Origin of the sequence: Jatrophihabitans sp., from assembly GCA_036389035.1 — a bacterium.
Classification (GTDB): Bacteria; Actinomycetota; Actinomycetes; order Mycobacteriales; family Jatrophihabitantaceae; genus Jatrophihabitans_A.
On record DASVQQ010000016.1, the window covers coordinates 55,611 to 72,071 of the forward strand.

General features: G+C 65.5%; 9 protein-coding genes. 3 read left to right on the plus strand and 6 right to left on the minus strand.

Features of this window, described 5'->3' with window-relative positions; translation table 11 throughout:
- Positions 1-210: 210 nt before the first annotated feature.
- Both VF557_11625 and VF557_11630 read right to left on the minus strand, forming a co-directional pair.
- Positions 211-1,008: a hypothetical protein gene (locus tag VF557_11625; GenBank protein ID HEX8080853.1), complete on the minus strand. Its 798-nt coding sequence runs from the start codon at positions 1,006-1,008 to the stop codon at positions 211-213.
- Positions 1,005-1,955: a hypothetical protein gene (locus tag VF557_11630; GenBank protein ID HEX8080854.1), complete on the minus strand. Its 951-nt coding sequence runs from the start codon at positions 1,953-1,955 to the stop codon at positions 1,005-1,007. The genes VF557_11625 and VF557_11630 overlap by 4 nt, the downstream gene beginning before the upstream one ends.
- 512 nt (positions 1,956-2,467) lie before the next feature.
- On the opposite strand from VF557_11630, the gene VF557_11635 reads away from it, so the two are divergent.
- From VF557_11635 to VF557_11645, 3 genes are all read left to right on the plus strand, one after another.
- Positions 2,468-3,973 carry a hypothetical protein gene (locus VF557_11635; protein ID HEX8080855.1) on the plus strand — a complete coding sequence of 502 codons (1,506 nt, stop codon included), beginning with the start codon at positions 2,468-2,470 and terminating at the stop codon, positions 3,971-3,973.
- Positions 3,966-5,915, plus strand: coding sequence for a DEAD/DEAH box helicase (locus tag VF557_11640; protein HEX8080856.1), 1,950 nt, complete (start codon positions 3,966-3,968; stop codon positions 5,913-5,915). Before VF557_11635 ends, VF557_11640 begins: the two co-directional genes overlap by 8 nt.
- A gap of 389 nt (positions 5,916-6,304) precedes the next feature.
- Complete coding sequence (locus VF557_11645) at positions 6,305-7,783, plus strand: Eco57I restriction-modification methylase domain-containing protein (protein ID HEX8080857.1); 1,479 nt, start codon at positions 6,305-6,307, stop codon at positions 7,781-7,783.
- 195 nt (positions 7,784-7,978) lie between these two features.
- Here the strand turns inward: VF557_11645 and VF557_11650 are convergent, their stop codons facing one another.
- From VF557_11650 to VF557_11665, 4 genes are all read right to left on the minus strand, one after another.
- Positions 7,979-8,836, minus strand: coding sequence for an HNH endonuclease signature motif containing protein (locus tag VF557_11650; protein ID HEX8080858.1), 858 nt, complete (start codon positions 8,834-8,836; stop codon positions 7,979-7,981).
- Positions 8,837-9,277: 441 nt separating this feature from the next.
- Positions 9,278-10,300 (minus strand): hypothetical protein, encoded by a 1,023-nt coding sequence (locus VF557_11655; protein ID HEX8080859.1) that lies wholly within the window; start codon positions 10,298-10,300, stop codon positions 9,278-9,280.
- Positions 10,301-10,425: 125 nt separating this feature from the next.
- Positions 10,426-14,268 (minus strand): AAA family ATPase, encoded by a 3,843-nt coding sequence (locus tag VF557_11660; GenBank protein HEX8080860.1) that lies wholly within the window; start codon positions 14,266-14,268, stop codon positions 10,426-10,428.
- Positions 14,269-15,146: 878 nt separating this feature from the next.
- On the minus strand, positions 15,147-16,307 hold the full coding sequence (locus tag VF557_11665; GenBank protein HEX8080861.1) for an acyl-CoA dehydrogenase: 1,161 nt from the start codon (positions 16,305-16,307) through the stop codon (positions 15,147-15,149).
- Between the last annotated feature and the right edge of the window lie 154 nt (positions 16,308-16,461).

Consider the following 16,461-nt stretch of genomic DNA (forward strand, 5'->3'; position numbering starts at 1 on the left):
TTGGCGCTGGCTCGGCGGCACGGCCCCGGTCAGCCGTCTGGTCGCATTGCACGAGAGCGAATTTCGGCGTCGTGACAAGGCCAGGCGCGCTCCGACAATCGGGTGCCGAGCTTGACTCGTGTGGACGCCGAGGGAGGGGTGCTCGCTGCAGCCCTGCGCCGTACGGGGCCAATTGAACGTGCCCTTACTCAACGTATCGGCGCGCGTGACTCAGGCCTTGAATGCCGCCTTCAACTTTTCGCCAGCGTGCATGTCGTCAAGGTCAACGACCGTCGCCGTCTTCTGGAGAAGCTTCACCAGCGATGCCGGGCGGTTCGAGATGTAGTGATCGACGATCGCTACCTTCTCAAACTGAGCTGGAACATGGTCAAATTTCCAGAGTGAGCCCGAGACGACATCGTCGCCAGCGCCGCGGAGGATCGTCTGCGCAACCGCAACGTGTCCGTTCTGCCACGCGTACGGGAACGTGAGCTCAACGTCGGGTTCGCCAACTGCCTTGACCTTGAAGCGCCGGCGAAGATGCGTCGAGTCGAGGATCCCTGCAGCGCGGAGCGCACGTTCGACTGGCCGGTCTTGCAGCGCTTCATCGGCTTCGGGCGGCAGGACGAGCTGCTCGAAGTAGGTCTCGGCGAGCTCGGCGACCGACTGGTGCGACTCGCCGATGAACTCAGCGGCTGTAAAGATTGGGTAAGACGGGCGCTGACGGCTGAGCAGCAGGTCGATGCTCTCGTCCGCCTCATACGAGGCAATCGTTGAGAGCCAGAACTCGCGCCACTGCTGGTATGTGTCGTCGACATGTTTGAGAGCAGCGTGCTCGCGGCCGCGTGTCACGCTTGGATTGAGCGTTTTGATCTCGACATGGTGCCCGTCGGTGATGATGACGCCCACGTTGCGCGGCTCATGACGACGCGGGTCGACGACGCACTGAATCAAGAAGACCCGCCGCACGGCTGGAGCCGACAGGTTGCCGACGGCCCAGTCGGCGCCTTGCATATCGAGCGCGCTCATGAGGTGGTCCAGTCTGCATTGGGGATGGCCTTGAACTCATCCTTTGCGGCACGGGCGAGGTCCTCGATGGTGTCTCGCCGATGCTTCAGGAAGTCGGCCAACGCGGCAGCGTCGGTCGAAGTGAAGGCTGGAGTAACCATTGCTGCCTCCTCGCAGATCTCGTCGATCGCAGCATCACTCAGTATGGTCCGCAGACGCTGGCACCACGCCAGTATCCCTTGCACAGAGGCCACGTGATCGAGCAGTACGCATCGGTTGCTCTCTGGTAACAGTGCGCCGTCGATGACCAGTTTATCCGTTATGCTACTCAAATAGTCAGCGACCGTCGGGTGACCAAAACGCACCAGGGCATGGGAGTGGTCAAACACTTCGAGGCGGTCGCCTGGCGCGGGCCCCCCAGCGGCGAGAACTGGCCCGGCGGTGAGCGCCAGGTTGCCGCCGTGACGATCGCTGTTGGCGATAAGGATGTCGAAAACGACGACACCGGCAGCAACATTAGGCAGCGCCGCCACGGCCTTGCCGGCGTTGACAGGCGGGAGCGCTCCTGGGGCGTTCAGGAAGCTCATCGTAACCCAGCCCGCACCTATAGCCGGCGCAGGGGTCGGTATCAGCATTCCCGGTGGAACCGGTAGGCCGATGAGCGCGCCGATGCGCGCAGCGACGAGTTCATTGACCACGACGTAGGGATTGTCGTCCGGTTCGGATACCTTCGCGTAGCCGAACAACTCGACGTAGCGCGTGCCGCTCACCCCGGTGCCAACAGGGCCGTGCCACACCCTTACGTAGTACAGGTGCGATGCAGGGCGCTCGGCTGCCATAGCCGGCGCAGGCGCCGCGGCGGTAGTACCACTGGAACCGGCCGGTGCACCGCTGCTGGCCATGGGACCCGTCCCCGAGCTCATCGACACCTCCATGTGGCCTATGCGACCACAGTTCATGATCAGCACGCTCTCCGGGCGCATGCTACGGCAGCGCACGAGTTGACCGCCTGACGATCGCCAGGGTGACCGAGTGTCGTATTTAGCCGACATTCGGTCCAGGGAGTCCGGACCCGAGCCGCGCACCGAACTGCGCGACGAGCCGTCGTCCCCATGGGGCCGCGCTGCACCCGCTTGCGGCTCCCCGGCTGGCCGAACTCCGGCTGGGGCAGCGACCATCCGCGTGCTCGCTTGGCTAAAACCTCCTCGCCCGTCGAGGTGCACGAGCAGCACGTTGAAGAACCAGCGGGCCCTGCGGTCGAAGTCCAGGTTGTCATCGGCTGCCGGCGGATCAGGCCGGGCGCGCGCTGCTGGGAAGATCCGGTCGTCGCCGGATACGGCGTAGTTTGGGCGAGGCCGCGGAGCCGCGTGGTTGCAACGTGCGGAATCTCGAAGGTGCAGCGGCGAGGACCGACAATCTGTGTCAGACCATCAACTTATGCTGGCCCCGTTCAAGTCAAGTTCTCCCTGAGAGGTCCTCAATGACTGAGGCATCACGCGTCCAGCACGTCGCCCAAGCTCTCGCAGCCATCAGCGCCAGCTCCGCGCCAAAAGAAACATTGAGGATTGAAATCAGTGGCAGCTCCCAATTGCTACCCGTCGTTGAGATTCCCCTCGACGTTCCCGTGCTGAATGCGCAAAGCTTCCGCATCGCCCCTCAGCTGGCTGACCATCCCCTCGCTGCGGAAATCGCGAAGGATCCGAATTCGGCCGAATCCCAGCGAGCGGTCGCCGAGCTTGTCCGGACATCCCACCGGTACGCAGAAGCGCTGAAAGACAGCCTCAAGGACGACGGCCAAGGCCAGCCTGGGGTCATCACCCGAAGCGGGAAGCTCATCAACGCAAACACCCGCTGCGTCCTGCTACGGGAACTCCGAGATGAGGGCCTGAGCAAGATCGCAACCATCCGAGTCGCGATCTTGCCCGTCGACTTCACCAACGAGCAAGAGCTCGAGCTCGAGAGCGTCCTGCAGAAACAACGCGAGCACAAGGACGACTACAACCTCGTCAGTGAACTTATGATGATCAAGAAGCTGCACGACGACGCGAAAATGTCTGACGCTCAGATATCGCGGCTGCTGAGGCTCGGCGGTGATGCGAAGGTCCGAGAACTGCGCGCTGCGCTGGTCCTGATGGAACGGGCACGGCGCCTGGTCGGTTCGACACCTCTTCCGCTATCGGAGTTCGTCAGTGAGCAGGACAAGAAGGAGAACTGGCTCGGCCTGCTCAGCCGCGTCCGCGGCATTGACGCAAGCGAGGGCAGAGCTGCTGGCGACGATCACGTTCGGCGTTGGCTGATCGCCTACCTGTCCGGCTGGGATTCGGTGCACATCCTGCGCCACGCTGTCGGAGACTGGGTGGAGGCCGACGTCATCGCCGACCTCGCAACCGGAAACACTACCGCGGTAAGCGTATCCGCGGCCGCCACGACGGTTTCGGCAACCGCAGGACCTACTGTCGGAGACGACCCCAGCGCGACCTCGAAACCCGGGGCCGACACCGCATCATCACCCGCGGCGCCGGCGGCCGGCGCCCCCGCGGGCGACCCAGACGGTCTCGACCTTCTCGGGGATGAGCCCGACACACCACGCGGTGCCAGTACGCTCACCGTGCAACGCGTCCTCGACATCACTGTCGCTGCGAAGAATGGCGGGGAAGTCAACATCACGCTGCCCGATGGAACGACCGCCCCTGCGGCGGACGTTCGCGCAGCGCTGTCTGAGTCCGTGAAACGGGGACTTGACGCAGTCAAGCGACGGCAAGCTGCGGGAAGCCGGATACGCCGTCCGGCGACCTCACTGACGCAGGCCCGCAACAATCTGCGCGACGCTCTCGACGCCCTCGATGAGGTCGGGGACGACGCGGGGTTCCTCGCCATACGTGAGGAGACCGTCGCGCTCGCCGACGACATTACAGGTCTGCTGAGCGAAATTAAGGCAGCGTTGGCGGAGGCCGCCGATATTCCGGCTGACGGCGACGATGAGTGATACCGCGACCCTCTCGGCGTCCCTGGCCGGCTCGCCACCGCAGTTCACTCTGCATCGTCGCGCGATTGTGGCGGAGGACTGGACCGAGATCGCCCTGACCGTGGCCGACGCCGAATCCCACATCGACGATGATGTGATCGTGTTGCCTCCAGAGAAGTTTTTCGCCGCAGTCCCGCTGCTGCGCGGACTGCTTCGGCAGTACAACATCGCATTCCGCGCCGACGACGCAGTCACCGCACTCCTGCGCCGGCACAACGACGATCGCCGCTCGTTGAACGCGGCGTTGAGGCGCCAAGGCACCGCGCCAGCGCAAGTCACGCATCAGGACGTGCGAGACGCTGGAGTCAAGCGCACCCTGCGCCAGTTTCAGCTACGCGACCTGACGCGTTTGTACGGGCTACAGCACGGAGCGAACTTCTCCGTACCTGGTGCCGGAAAGACCACAGTCACCTACGCGCTGAACACGCTCGAAAAGGCAGCCGGACGGGTTAATCGGCTGCTCGTGGTCGCGCCGCTGTCCGCGTTCGGGGCATGGGAGGAGGATGCTCACGAGGTACTTGCCGTCGCACCGACCGTCGGCCGATACACCGATACCGGCCCGCTGCCCGAGGTCGTGCTCGTCAATTACCAACGCCTCGCGCGCGCCATGCCCCGACTGTCGGCGTGGATGGCAGCCAATCACGTCCACCTCGTGGTCGATGAAGCGCACCGCGCCAAGCGCGGCGCCCTCGGAGAATGGGGGCGATCCCTGCTGCAACTCGCCCCACTCGCAGCGCGCCGGGACATCCTCACTGGCACCCCCGCACCCAACCATCCCAGAGACCTCAAAGCCATCCTTGACATCCTCTGGCCGGGCGGAGCCGCTACCGCAGCGTTGCCGGCGGACGCCCTGCGGACCGACCCTCCTGACTCCGCGATGTCGCAGATCAATCATGTGATCGCGCCGCTGTATGTACGCACCACGAAGCATGAACTGGATCTGCCCCGCGTCCGGGTTATCCCTGTGCCGGTGGAGATGGGTGAAATGCAGCAGCACATCTATGACGCGCTGCGCAGCCGCTACTCCGGACTGTTCGACGTCGACCAACGCGACGCGGCCATGTTCTCAATGCTTGGTGAAGTCACCATGTACCTGTTGCAGGCCGCATCGAGCCCTAAGCTACTCACCGCCAGCGCCGATCCCCGCGCCTATCGGTATCCGTCGCTGACAATCCCGCAGGGTTCCAGTCTGGCGCGCGTACTCAACGAATATTCCGACGTCGAGGTACCGGCGAAGATCGCCCGCGCCGCGCGCATGATCCACGCCCACGCCGCAGACGAGCGAAAAACCCTCTTGTGGTCGAACTTTCCCGCGAATCTGCTCGACCTCGAGCAGCAGCTGGCAGCCCTGCGCCCAGCCGTCGTCTACGGCGCCATACCCAGCGCCGAAGACGCCGAACCGGGTGTGCGCACCCGGGAGCGAGAAATTGAGCGGTTCCGCCACGACCCGACATGTCAGGTTTTGTTAGCTAACCCGGCCGCACTGTCGGAAGGCGTCAGCCTGCACGACGCCTGCCATGACGCGATCTACCTCGAACGGACGTTCAACGCGGGGCAGTATCTTCAGTCACTGGATAGGATCCATCGGCTCGGCCTGGAGCCGGGCGTTGAAACCCGCATCTACATTTTGACAAGCATCGGGACGATCGATGAGCGGGTCGGGCGCCGGCTGGCGGCGAAGTCGCAGCGTCTGTCCCGCATGCTCGACGACCCAGCTCTGCTGCGCATGTCGCTGCCCGACGAGGACGATCCCGGCGAGCCCCTCGATGAAGCGCTCGATTTGGAAGAAGTGCTTGCCCACCTCGGTCAGGAACCTGCATTCAACAGGGCCCTGGGCGGGATACCACAGCGGATCACCGGCCCGGGCGCCGACGGCGACCCAGGGCTAGGGTCACCTGATTAACATGGAACGAGAGGGAGGCTTGCGCAGGTGGCCGGGCGAGAACGTGCAATAGTCGGACGCGCTGCCGGGTCCGCGCCTGAGTCGAATGCATCTCACTGTCGATCCCGCAGTCTCTGGGTATGACACGAGTGCCGCCCCCGACCGAACTTGATCCGTGCCTCGTCGCGACCGCAATAACGAAATGGGCCCGCCTCGCGCCGGCGACAGGCACCGCTGAGGCCGCTTGTGGCCTCCCCGACGTACGTGGGACCAGCGACTCAGAGCGGGCAGCCCTCGCCCGGCTCGGAGCCCTTGCTGCGGCGCTCGCCGGCCGGGGGACCGCGCAATGGCCGGCAGCCTTGCAGTCCTGGGCACACCCGCTGGTAGACGGCGAAACGGTTCCCAGAGAGTTGCTCGAGCAGGTGTGTGCGCTCGCGGCAACGACGAGCGATGTGCTTGCCATGGCCTACTCCCAGATCGTGCGCGGTGTCAACCGACGCGTCCTAGGGACGTTTTTCACCCCCAGCCCTGTCGTCAGCCACATGCTTCGCCTCTGTCAGGATCTACAGCCTCAGACCGTCATCGATCCTGGCGCCGGCGTCGGCGCATTTTCACTGGCGGCCACCACAACGTGGGCGCCAGTGGACGTGCTCGCTGTGGACGTCAACGTGGTCACGCTCGGGCTGCTGGCCGCACACGAGGAACGCCTGAAATCCACCGGGATCCAAGCGAGATTGCATCTAGTCCACCAGGACTTCCTCACTTGGTCCTCCGCCATTCCAACCCTGCCGGGCCCTCGCCTGATATTGGGCAACCCGCCTTACACCCGGCACCAGCACATGACGGCACAGGACAAACAGGTCGCTCAACAAGCTGCCGGACCCTTGGTGGACAGCGGCCTGGCGGGGCTGTCGACTTACTTCCTCGCGGCGTGTATTCGAGCTCTATCGCCTGAGGACAGCCTGTGTCTGCTCCTGCCGGGAAACTGGTGTCAGGCGCGGTATGGACGCGAGGCACGCAAGTGGCTATGGACCGCCCGTGACAGAGAGGTGCGCCTGCAGTTCTTCCCCTCGACCGCTGAGGTGTTCCCGGGCACCCAGGTGACAGCGATGATTCTCTACGTCGGGCCACAGTCTGACAGCAGCACGCGCCCGTTCGCTGTTCAGAACGCAGAGATCATCGACGGAAAGGTCGCGCTGACCAACTACAAAAGGGTGGTGCGAACTGGCCCCACGCCGCCTAGGTTCACGCGACTCCACCGCATGCCGACCGATGACAGCAGCACCCTTCTGCTGAGCGATATCATCGGCGTCCGGCGCGGTGTGGCCACCGGCGCCAACCAGTTCTTCTTCATGACCGATGAGGTGAAGGAGACGTTGCCCGCTGATGTGGTCGTGCCCGCGCTACTGAGGGCTAGCCATGTCGAAGGCGATGTATTGGACGCGGCAACGTTCGCACTCAACGGTGAGCGCGGCCTACAACGGTGGTTGCTTCAAATTCCTGCTGAGCGCCCAATCACCGAGCCACCCCTTCGAAACCTGCTCGAACTTGGTGAACATAACGGGTACCACTTGCGGCACCTAACCAGCCGACGCCCGTCGTGGTATTCGGTCGAGCGGGTCGATGCGCCGGACATGTTCTTCAGCCCGTTCGCACACCGCAGCCACCGGGTCATCAGCAACGAGACAGGCGCGGTCGCATCAAACAACCTCTACGGAATCTATGTCAACGCGGACAGCGCGTGGAACAGCTCCCAGTTGGCTGAGTGGCTCCGCAGCGCCCCCGGTCAGGCCGCACTGGCTGACCGCGCCCGTGACTATCAAGGGCACTCGCATAAGCTTGAGCCCTCCGACCTACTTCGTACCCGGATTCCGGCGGCACCGCCTTAGGCTTTGATGAGGCCTCCCGCCTGGGTGCTGTTAGCCCGATTCCGGCGAGGAAGGCTCGGAGAGGTAGGCGCTGGGCAAGTCGGACTTGTCTCCGACCGGACGGCTCGAGGGCGCTCGGTCGCAGTGGACTGCAACCTCCGGATCGTCGCCGCTCGCGTTGCTAATGCCCAGACGCCTGCAGACAGGTCTAAGCCGCTAGTCGTCCTTCGCCATGGCGTGGGCGAAGTAGCTGCCGGGGCCGTAGCCGCCGTCGTAGTCATCCTCAACCCGGTCGTAGTAGTCGCCGTGCTCCTCGGGGTAGGCGCCCTCATCGGCATCGGCCAGCTCGTCATTCAGCGCCTCAACCATCTCGGCCCTGCTCGCGCCCTTGAAGTCGGCTAGGTCCAGCCCGGCCTCCTCCATCTTCTCCAGCAATCGCTGCCAACGGGCCTTCTTGAGACCGGCCCACTCCTGCCGCCAACGGACCTCGTCGTCGGCGAGCAAGCTCGGCTCAGCCGGCGCCACCCGGGTCGCATACAGCTCACGCGCCCACCGCTGCTTGTCCGGCGAGGCCAGGACCATCTGCTGGTCAGTCTTGGCGTGATGGCAGTCCTTGCACAGCAGTTGAAGGTTGGCCAGGTCGTTGGAGTCGCCGTCGATGTGATCGATCTCCTCGCCCGGCTTGCCGCACGCAACGCACTTGCCTTCGTCGCGGGCGAATACAAACTCGCGCAGCTCCGAAGTCAGCGCCCGGGCCTGCCGGTGGTAGCCACCGGCCAGCAGGTGCGCGACCCGCAGGTCGATCGCCTCGCGCACCGTCGAGTCCGCCTGGTACCGGCCGTCGCGAAGGGTCGCCCGCCAGTACCGCACGGTGTCGGCTGTCTGACTGCACAACTCGGAGCAGTACAGCTTCGGCTCGCCGTCGGGCAGTCGCTGGAGGCAGCTCGCGCAGTGGTCGTCGATGAATCGTCGGCTGATCGCACGGGTCTTGCGGCGCGAGGCTGTATACCGCTCGCCGGTGGCCTTCTGCCGGGTACGGGCGTCCTTCTTGGCGCAGTTGTTCTTGCTGGTCATGTCCACTCCGTCCCGCCGAGACCCGCGTCCTCGACGGTGGCTTGTGGGCATACCGAAGAAGGGACTCCGTACGGGCCGGTGGCCCTTGTCCATCGATGCCGGTCACCACGCGGGGGCGGCCAGCTCGGAGGCGAGCAGGTACGGCCTGCCATGCTCCAGCGTAAGCCCATCGCAGCAGCAGGTCTACTAGCGTTCACCGCAGAACTTGTCGTACTACCGAGTTTCCGCCCCGCCCGAATCCGGCGCTCAGCGTTTTCGCCAACGCCAAAGCCACTACCGCCTGCGCCGCTGAGGCTGGGCGGGTGCCTGCTCCGCGGAATCTGGCGCAGCTGTAGTGCCTGCTTCCACCGGCACGATGCTGGCTGCGCGCAGAACTCCGCTTTCGCTCATCCCGGCCGGAATCCCACCACGCATGATGAGGTTGGATGTCTAGTCACGCACTCACTCGGCCGCGCTAATCACCCTTCGGATCTCGTCGATGACCGTGTCGCCTCGACCGGCGATGCGAAGTGGAGTTGCGACGTCAAACGGTGAGTCACGAGCCATGCTTTCGATGGTCAACACGAAGCGACGGTCTGCGGTCAGGAATAGATCGCACTCCGCAAGATAGCCAGCATGTTGCGCGTCGAAGGGGCTGCTGTCCGTAACCTTGGAGACCATTTGATACCGCTGAGCCGTGAACGAGAGCCACTCGCAGGGCATGTGACTCGCTTCCACCTCTGCGAACCAGAACCTCGTGAACGCCTCCATGTCCCGTCTGATCACCGCCACATCGACGAAGCCCTCAAGCCAATCTGCAAGCGTTCGCACGGTACCGTCGCGCAAGCTGGGCCGAGCGATCTCCATAATCACCTTTCGCGACTGCTCCCAAGCCTCAAGACGCCAAAGATCTACCCAACCGTCCTCGGGAAGCGCCCGTTGGTACCACTGCGGACCGTTTGGTTTAATCTGCCCACGCGCTGCAGGAACATTGATCTTGAGTTCCAACATCGCCGATTTGAGCTTCGCCTGAGCCGTCCGGAGTAGCTCAACGTCCTCGGTAGGAGCAACCGCACCCGTGTCAACCACGGCTTGCCAGTCCCTACGGGCATGCCGCCAGAGTTCGACGGTCCAGAATCGATGAAGCTGCTTCCAATCACGGTCGTCCGGCCTGTTCAGCAGCCACTCCGGATGGAGGCGTCGAATCTCATCAAGAAGTTCGGTCGTCACTAGCTCGGCTTCAGTTGGCAAATGACGCCGGTGCCCCGCCAGGACCGCGTCTCGATCACGAGCAGATGCCTCGACGTTCGAGGAGCGAGCGATCTCAAGCAAGATGCTGGGCGCTACGACAACCTCGAAGTCCATCTCGCGGGCGAGGGCGTAGAAAGCGGGACCATTACCAGTGCGCCCCAGCATCGACCAGATGTTCGTGTCTAGGAGCACCCGCTGCTGCTTGGGTCTCTTCGGAATTCTGGCTGCGCTCATATCTCGCCTTAGATATCGCCGTCGGGATCCGGCCACTGCTACTTCTTGGCCCACGAGCGGTCCGCTAAGACTAGGGAGTCAAAGGGCGGGACGCTCCAGCGCCGGGGCCAGTCGTTGGCGCGCAGCTACAGCTCGAGCACCTTGGCGATCTCGTCCAGGACCGCGTCAATAGCGGCAGTGGAAAGCCCGTCTCGTTCGTCGGTCGTGAAAAGTGTCCGTCCTTCAACGAACCCGTTCGCCACGTACCATTGCCGCTTCCACGCCCACGATGCCTGGTAGCTCGGCACGTCCAGCATCCCCAGGTGCTCCAGCACGATCGGCTCGCCAGCGTCGGTCACTGCGGTGAAGTCCGGCAGCAGTCGGCCGCCGGTGACCACCCCCGGTAGTCGCTGTTCGTACTGGAAGATGTCCGGACCGAACCTCTCCAGCATGCGGTTCAGTATGACGACCTCACTCTTAGATCGGACCAGCGTTCCGTCAGAGGCGCGGTGTCGCAGATGCTCTGCGAACGGCTGCTCCTCCCCTGGCCGCCGCACCGCCGTCAGCGCGAACAGGTTGGTGTTGCGTCGCGCGGTTTCTGAGCGCTCTGCCCTGGTCAGGTCAAGCAGTACGCTGGGGTCGTCGCCCTCGACCAGCAGGACGAGTTTCTTGCGCGCCCGGGTCAGCGCGGTATACGCCAGTTCCCGCGAGAGCATTCGTGACGACTTGGGCAGCACGACCAGCACAGTCTCGAACTCCGACCCTTGCGCCTTGTGGACCGTCAGCGCGTACGCTAGCTCCAGCGCGCTGGTGTCACCGCCGCCCCCGAAGTAAAAGTGCTCGTGCTCGCGACGGGCCAGAGCCAGCGCCCACTGTGTGCCGTAGCCCTTGTTCGCCACCGACGCGATTAGTCCGACCTCGCCATTGGCCAGGTACTCCTCAACCTTGGTCTTGTGCTGGTGGTCCCAGCCTTTGCGGTAACCGTTGGTCACGCAGATGACCTTGTCTCGCACGACGATGTCCTCCGCTCCCAGCGCCCGGTGCTGCTTGCGGCCCTTGGCGAGCTCGGCGCAGCGGAATGTCGCCTGCATCAATCGGTTGAGCTCGTACACCCCGTGCGAGTTCATCCGTACTGGGGACAGGACCTGAAACTTCTCCGCGCCGGAGTGGTCACCGAACGGGACGTAGCCGTCGACGATGCCGAGTGCAGCGTCGAACCCAGCCGGGCTGTCCGCACCGATCTGCTTGGCTAGCTGCGCGAGCAGCGCCGCCCGCAGCTCCTCCGGGGACTTCCAGAACACGATTTCCAAATCGCCGATCTGCCGGACGCCGCCGGGCAGCACCTTTGCCAACTGCTGGCCGTACGCCTCTGCCCGGGCGACTGCGTCGTTCGGCTCGAATACAAGCGGCTGCTCCCCGCCTGGGCCGGCCAGGTCATCGCCCGCGGACTCGCCCGGCAGCAGCGCCGGGTCGCCGTCGAGCTCAGCCAGGATGCGATCCGCGTCGACCGGTTGGGTGTCGTCGGTGAACCACGCGGCGAGCGCCAGCGCCTTTGAGCCGCCGGCCGCGCGTAGCTGAACTTGCAGCCGAGCCAGCGCGCCGTTGGCGGCCCGCTGCGGGCTGCCCAGCGGTGCGTCGGCGGCCCGGTCCAGCAGCGATACTAGGTCCGCGAAGGGCCGACCTGGGCCGATCGGCGGCAGCTGGTTGGGGTCGCCGACCAGTATCAGGCGCTGGATGAACCCCAAGTTCAGCGCACCGATAACGGCGGCGAGGTCGTCCTCGGTCAGCATCGAGCACTCATCGACGACTACGGTGCGCTTGCCGGTGTAAAGACCCTTGGCCTTGGCCGCTGCGGTGCTCGCGGTCGTCAGTGGGCGCTGGCGCGCGCCGTCGTACCGGCCCTGCCGGTAGAGGAACTGACTGACGGTCATCGCCTCGCCGGCGGCGGCCTGAGCGAGCCGAACGCGGGCCTTGCCGGTCGGGGCTAGCAGCAGCACACCCTCCCCGACGAGCTTGCCGCTGCGCAGCAGCGCTCCCAGCACGCTGGTCTTGCCGGTGCCGGCTGAGCCGACGAGGCAGGACAGCTTGCGGGTCGTGATGCGCTCCAGCGCGTCGGCCTGCTCTTTCAGCGCGGCGACGTGCCGGTTGTCGGCCAGGTCGATCTTGGCCGTGCCGATCGCGTCGACGAGGAGGTCATGCCAATCCTCGCCCAGGCTCGGCGCGCTAACCCCGGCCCGGGCGAGCAGCTTCTTCGTCAGCGTGCTCGCGATGGTGGCCCGTTCGACGAGCTGGACGACTGGGACCTCCACGCCCTCGGGGTCTGGGGTGGTCGTCCGCAGCACCTCGATGTCCAGGTCGGGAAGTGCCTCCAGCGCGAACGGCGGCAGGACCAGCGGGCTGGAAAGGTCCAGCGCCGCCACCCGCTCGGCGGCCTCACCTTCGGCCAGCAGCGTATCCCCGCGCTCGGCGGAGTCGCGTAGCACCGCGACCAACGCCGCCCGGATCCGGCGCGGGTCCATGCTGCCGGCCAGCGGCGGGTTGACCGGCGCCGGTGTCGGCGCGGGCAGACCGCCGAGCAGGCCGCGGTCCACCGTGCCGACGGTGATTGGCCCCTCCCGGTTCTCGCCGCGGCCGCTGCCCAGGTCGACCTCGGCTAGCCGGTAGGGGTTGGCCAGTGCGTCGACATCCGATACCGGCGCACGGGTGCTCGCGTTCCGTCGCTGAGGATCCTGCCAACGGCTCGCGGCATCACTGGTGACGTCCAGACGGGACAGTAGGTGCAGGAACTCGCGGCGCTTGGCCGGCAGCACAGACCAAATCCGGCCCGCGATGGCGAGGTCCGCGGCGTACACAGGACGGGGCGGCGGCTGCCTGCCCTCCAGCAGCGCCGCGATCAGCGGCCAAGGGTTCTCGTCGTTGCGCAGCGTGCCCGAGCCGAGCAGCTCGCGGACCATGCTGGTTCCCAGCCGGAGCCCCATCCCTTCCAACGTCGCGCCCAATCCTGGGTAGGAGCCGCGAGCGGTCCACTGCTCAGCGATGCGCGCGTTGATCCACTCCTCGCGCTGCTCCCAGGGGCCGGTGGCGATGCCGTGGGCGCGCACGCTCCGGACCGCCTCGAGCGTCGCCGTCAGCATCGCCAGTGCGACGTCAGGACCGGCGAGCTCGCTGCCGTAGGAGAACGCCCGCACGTGTGCGTCGTCGACACCGATTGCGATCTGCTCGGCCAGGCCGGCGCGGTGCGCGTCCTCCTGCGGGTCGCCGGTGGGCCGCAGGTAGTCCTGGTAAGGCAGGAGCAACCCGTCGGTTCCGGTCGGCCGGATCGAGTGGCTAATCAGTCGGTCCCAAAGCGGCTGGTCTGGGCCGGTCGCGGACTTGTCGTACAGAAGCGTCGAGCTGATCTGGCTAAGCGTCCCGATGCCGAGCAGAAGCCGGTTATGCCGCTCATCGAGCGGGTGGCCAGTCTTGGTGTAGATCATGACCAGTGAGCTGTCGACGTCAAGCTGGCCGAAGATATGCTCGAGAAGCTGACGCTGCCGCCGGCCGTTGAACACCCACTTGCTTTCGAATGGCAAATCGACCAGCTCCGGGTCCAGCGGGTCAGGCAAACGCTCCTCGATGCTCTGTTGCTGGCGGGCCAGCATCCAGGCATACGGCACGGCGAAGGTTGAGTACGGCGGTACGACAATCTGCGTCGACGCCAGATGCCCGTGCGTCATCTTGGTGTTGGCGCTGTGGGCGTACGGGTGCTCAAACGTGCGCGTCCACGGCGTCGCGTTCATAAAAGGCGTGCCTTCGGCGGCGCACGGCGGGTGCTGCTTACTGCTCAACTCCGACAGCAGCCGGCCGGCCAGCGCATCCTCGGCGGCGTCGTTACGCTCCTCGCGGACCCGGTCCAATGCCAGGCAGAAGGAGTTGCGTGACGGAGCCGCGCACACGCGCGCATCCCAGCCGCTGTCATGCCAGGCGACGCGGACGGTCAGGTGACGCATAGGGACGTCCTTCCTCGGGCTGCTGCGCTGATTGTGCCCCTTCTCTGACATTTGGTCGCTACGTCCCGCTCGACACTGGCGGTATTTGGGCACGGCCCTTGCGGCACGGGCAAGTCAGCTGCCGTCGCGTCCGCTGGACGATCCGGTTTGCGAGACAAGAAACCAACCCCGCCCGCCGCACATATCAGCGCGACGTTGAGTCGACGATTGACCGCGACGCCGCGCCATATTCGGCGATCTTCGCCATCCTCCAACCGAGCTGGATCGACCGAGGCCGCGTACCCACGAGGGCGAATTTGAAAGCCAGCCCTGCCGAGCGCTCGCCGCGGCTTGTTCGGAGCCAATCGGCACACGGCGGCGAGCCGGGGCGCTGTCGGACCTCACGAGGGGCGGCGGCGTGGTCGCGTCCAGGATGGCCGAAGCACAAGCAAGGACCTCCCCGCACGCATCCTGAAGAGGGCTGCTTGTCGATTGCAGGGGCCGGCCGCCGGAGCCACGAGTAAGTAACAGTTAGCTACGCGTAACGCCGACGGCGAGTCAGCTTGCCCCGGTCGCCCAAGTAGTGGCGAGCGCCAGCCAGCTCGCGCACGGAACGACTGAGTCGGCCACAATCTCGACCTTTTTCGCGCATCGCCCGTGCTCCGCAGGCTGGCAGCCACGGCTGCAGCCTAGGGGTACCGCAGAGAGTCGTTTTAGTCCTACACTAAATGCTGACCGTTGGCCCGGACGGCAAGCTCTTGAATGCATCGACATTTGGCACACAAGCCGTGCCGCGGCGTGCCGACGCCTGCCGCCGCATGCCGAGCGCGAAGAAGGAGGCCGGGATGCCTTCCAGCCCCGAAAACCACCCGCAGGCCCGTGATTCCGAGCCCGACGAGCTACTTCAGGATCTGGCGCGCGATGACCATCCGGTTGATCTGGTTGGTTCCCTCGTAGATCTGGGTGATCTTGGCATCGCGCATCATCCGCTCCACCGGAAAGTCCTCGGTGTAGCCGTAGCCGCCGAAAAGCTGCACCGCGTCGGTGGTGACCTTCATGGCGACGTCGGAGGCGAATGCCTTCGCCGAGGCCGAGTACCAGGTCAGCCCCGGCTCGCCGCGTTCGGCCTTCGCGGCCGCGGCGTAGATCAGCTGGCGGGCCGCCTCGGTCTGCATGACCATGTCAGCGAGCATGAACTGCAGACCTTGGAAGTCGGCGATCGGCTTGCCGAACTGCCGCCGCTGCTTCATGTAAGCGATCGAGGCGTCGATCGCGCCCTGGGCGATTCCCAGCGCCTGGGCGCCGATGGTGAGCCGGGTGTGGTCCAGGGTGGCCAGGGCGGTCTTGAACCCGGTTCCGGGCTCGCCGATGATCCGGTCCGCCGGGATGGCGCAGTTGTCGAAGTGGATCTCACAGGTCGGCGAGCCCTTGATGCCCATCTTGCGCTCGTGGGTGCCGACCGAGAAGCCGGGATCGTCCTTGTGCACCACGAACGCCGAGATGCCGCGGGCGCCCTGGGACGGGTCGGTCACCGCCATCACGGTGTAGTGGGTGGACACGCCGGCGTTGCTGATCCAGCACTTGGTGCCGTTGAGCACCCAGTGGTCGCCGTCCAGCACCGCCCGGGTGCGCATCGCCGCGGCGTCGGAGCCGGCCTCGCGCTCGGACAGCGCGTAGGAGAACATCGCCTCGCCGGAGGCGACCGGCGGCAGCACCTGCTTCTTCAACTCCTCCGACGCCGACAGCAGCAGGGGCATCGTGCCGAGCTTGTTCACCGCCGGGATCAGCGAGGACGACGCGCAGACCCGGGCGACTTCTTCGATCACGATGGCGGTGGCCAGCGAGTCCGCGCCGGCGCCGCCGTACTCCTCGGGAATGTGGGTGGCGTGGAAACCCGCCCGCACCAGAGCGGCCAGCACATCGTGCGGGAACTCGGCCGTCCGGTCCACCTCGGCTGCCCTGGGCGCGATCTTGTCCTCGGCCAGCGAGCGCACCGCCTCGCGCAGCATCGTGTGCTCGTCGGTGAGCCGGTAAGTGTCGAAATTCGGATTGAGCGCCATGGTGTTAAGCGTCACCTATCCCCTAGCGCTGCGCAACGATCTGCGCCCATCATCACTGCCGGCACGGCCCGGCATCGCGGGCGCTCGGCCGGCACGTGCCAGCCGCCGGCCAGCCCTGCGCTGCCGCCAGCCGACCAGTGTCTGACGGCCGGGC

Bases quoted from the DNA above. Each gene is read 5' to 3' on its own strand.
- VF557_11625 (HEX8080853.1), bottom strand. From the start codon at position 1,008: ATGAGCGCGCTCGATATGCAAGGCGCCGACTGGGCCGTCGGCAACCTG.
- VF557_11635 (HEX8080855.1), top strand. From the start codon at position 2,468: ATGACTGAGGCATCACGCGTCCAGCACGTCGCCCAAGCTCTCGCAGCC.
- VF557_11640 (HEX8080856.1), top strand. From the start codon at position 3,966: ATGAGTGATACCGCGACCCTCTCGGCGTCCCTGGCCGGCTCGCCACCG.
- VF557_11650 (HEX8080858.1), bottom strand. From the start codon at position 8,836: ATGACCAGCAAGAACAACTGCGCCAAGAAGGACGCCCGTACCCGGCAG.
- VF557_11655 (HEX8080859.1), bottom strand. From the start codon at position 10,300: ATGAGCGCAGCCAGAATTCCGAAGAGACCCAAGCAGCAGCGGGTGCTC.
- VF557_11660 (HEX8080860.1), bottom strand. From the start codon at position 14,268: ATGCGTCACCTGACCGTCCGCGTCGCCTGGCATGACAGCGGCTGGGAT.
- VF557_11665 (HEX8080861.1), bottom strand. From the start codon at position 16,307: ATGGCGCTCAATCCGAATTTCGACACTTACCGGCTCACCGACGAGCAC.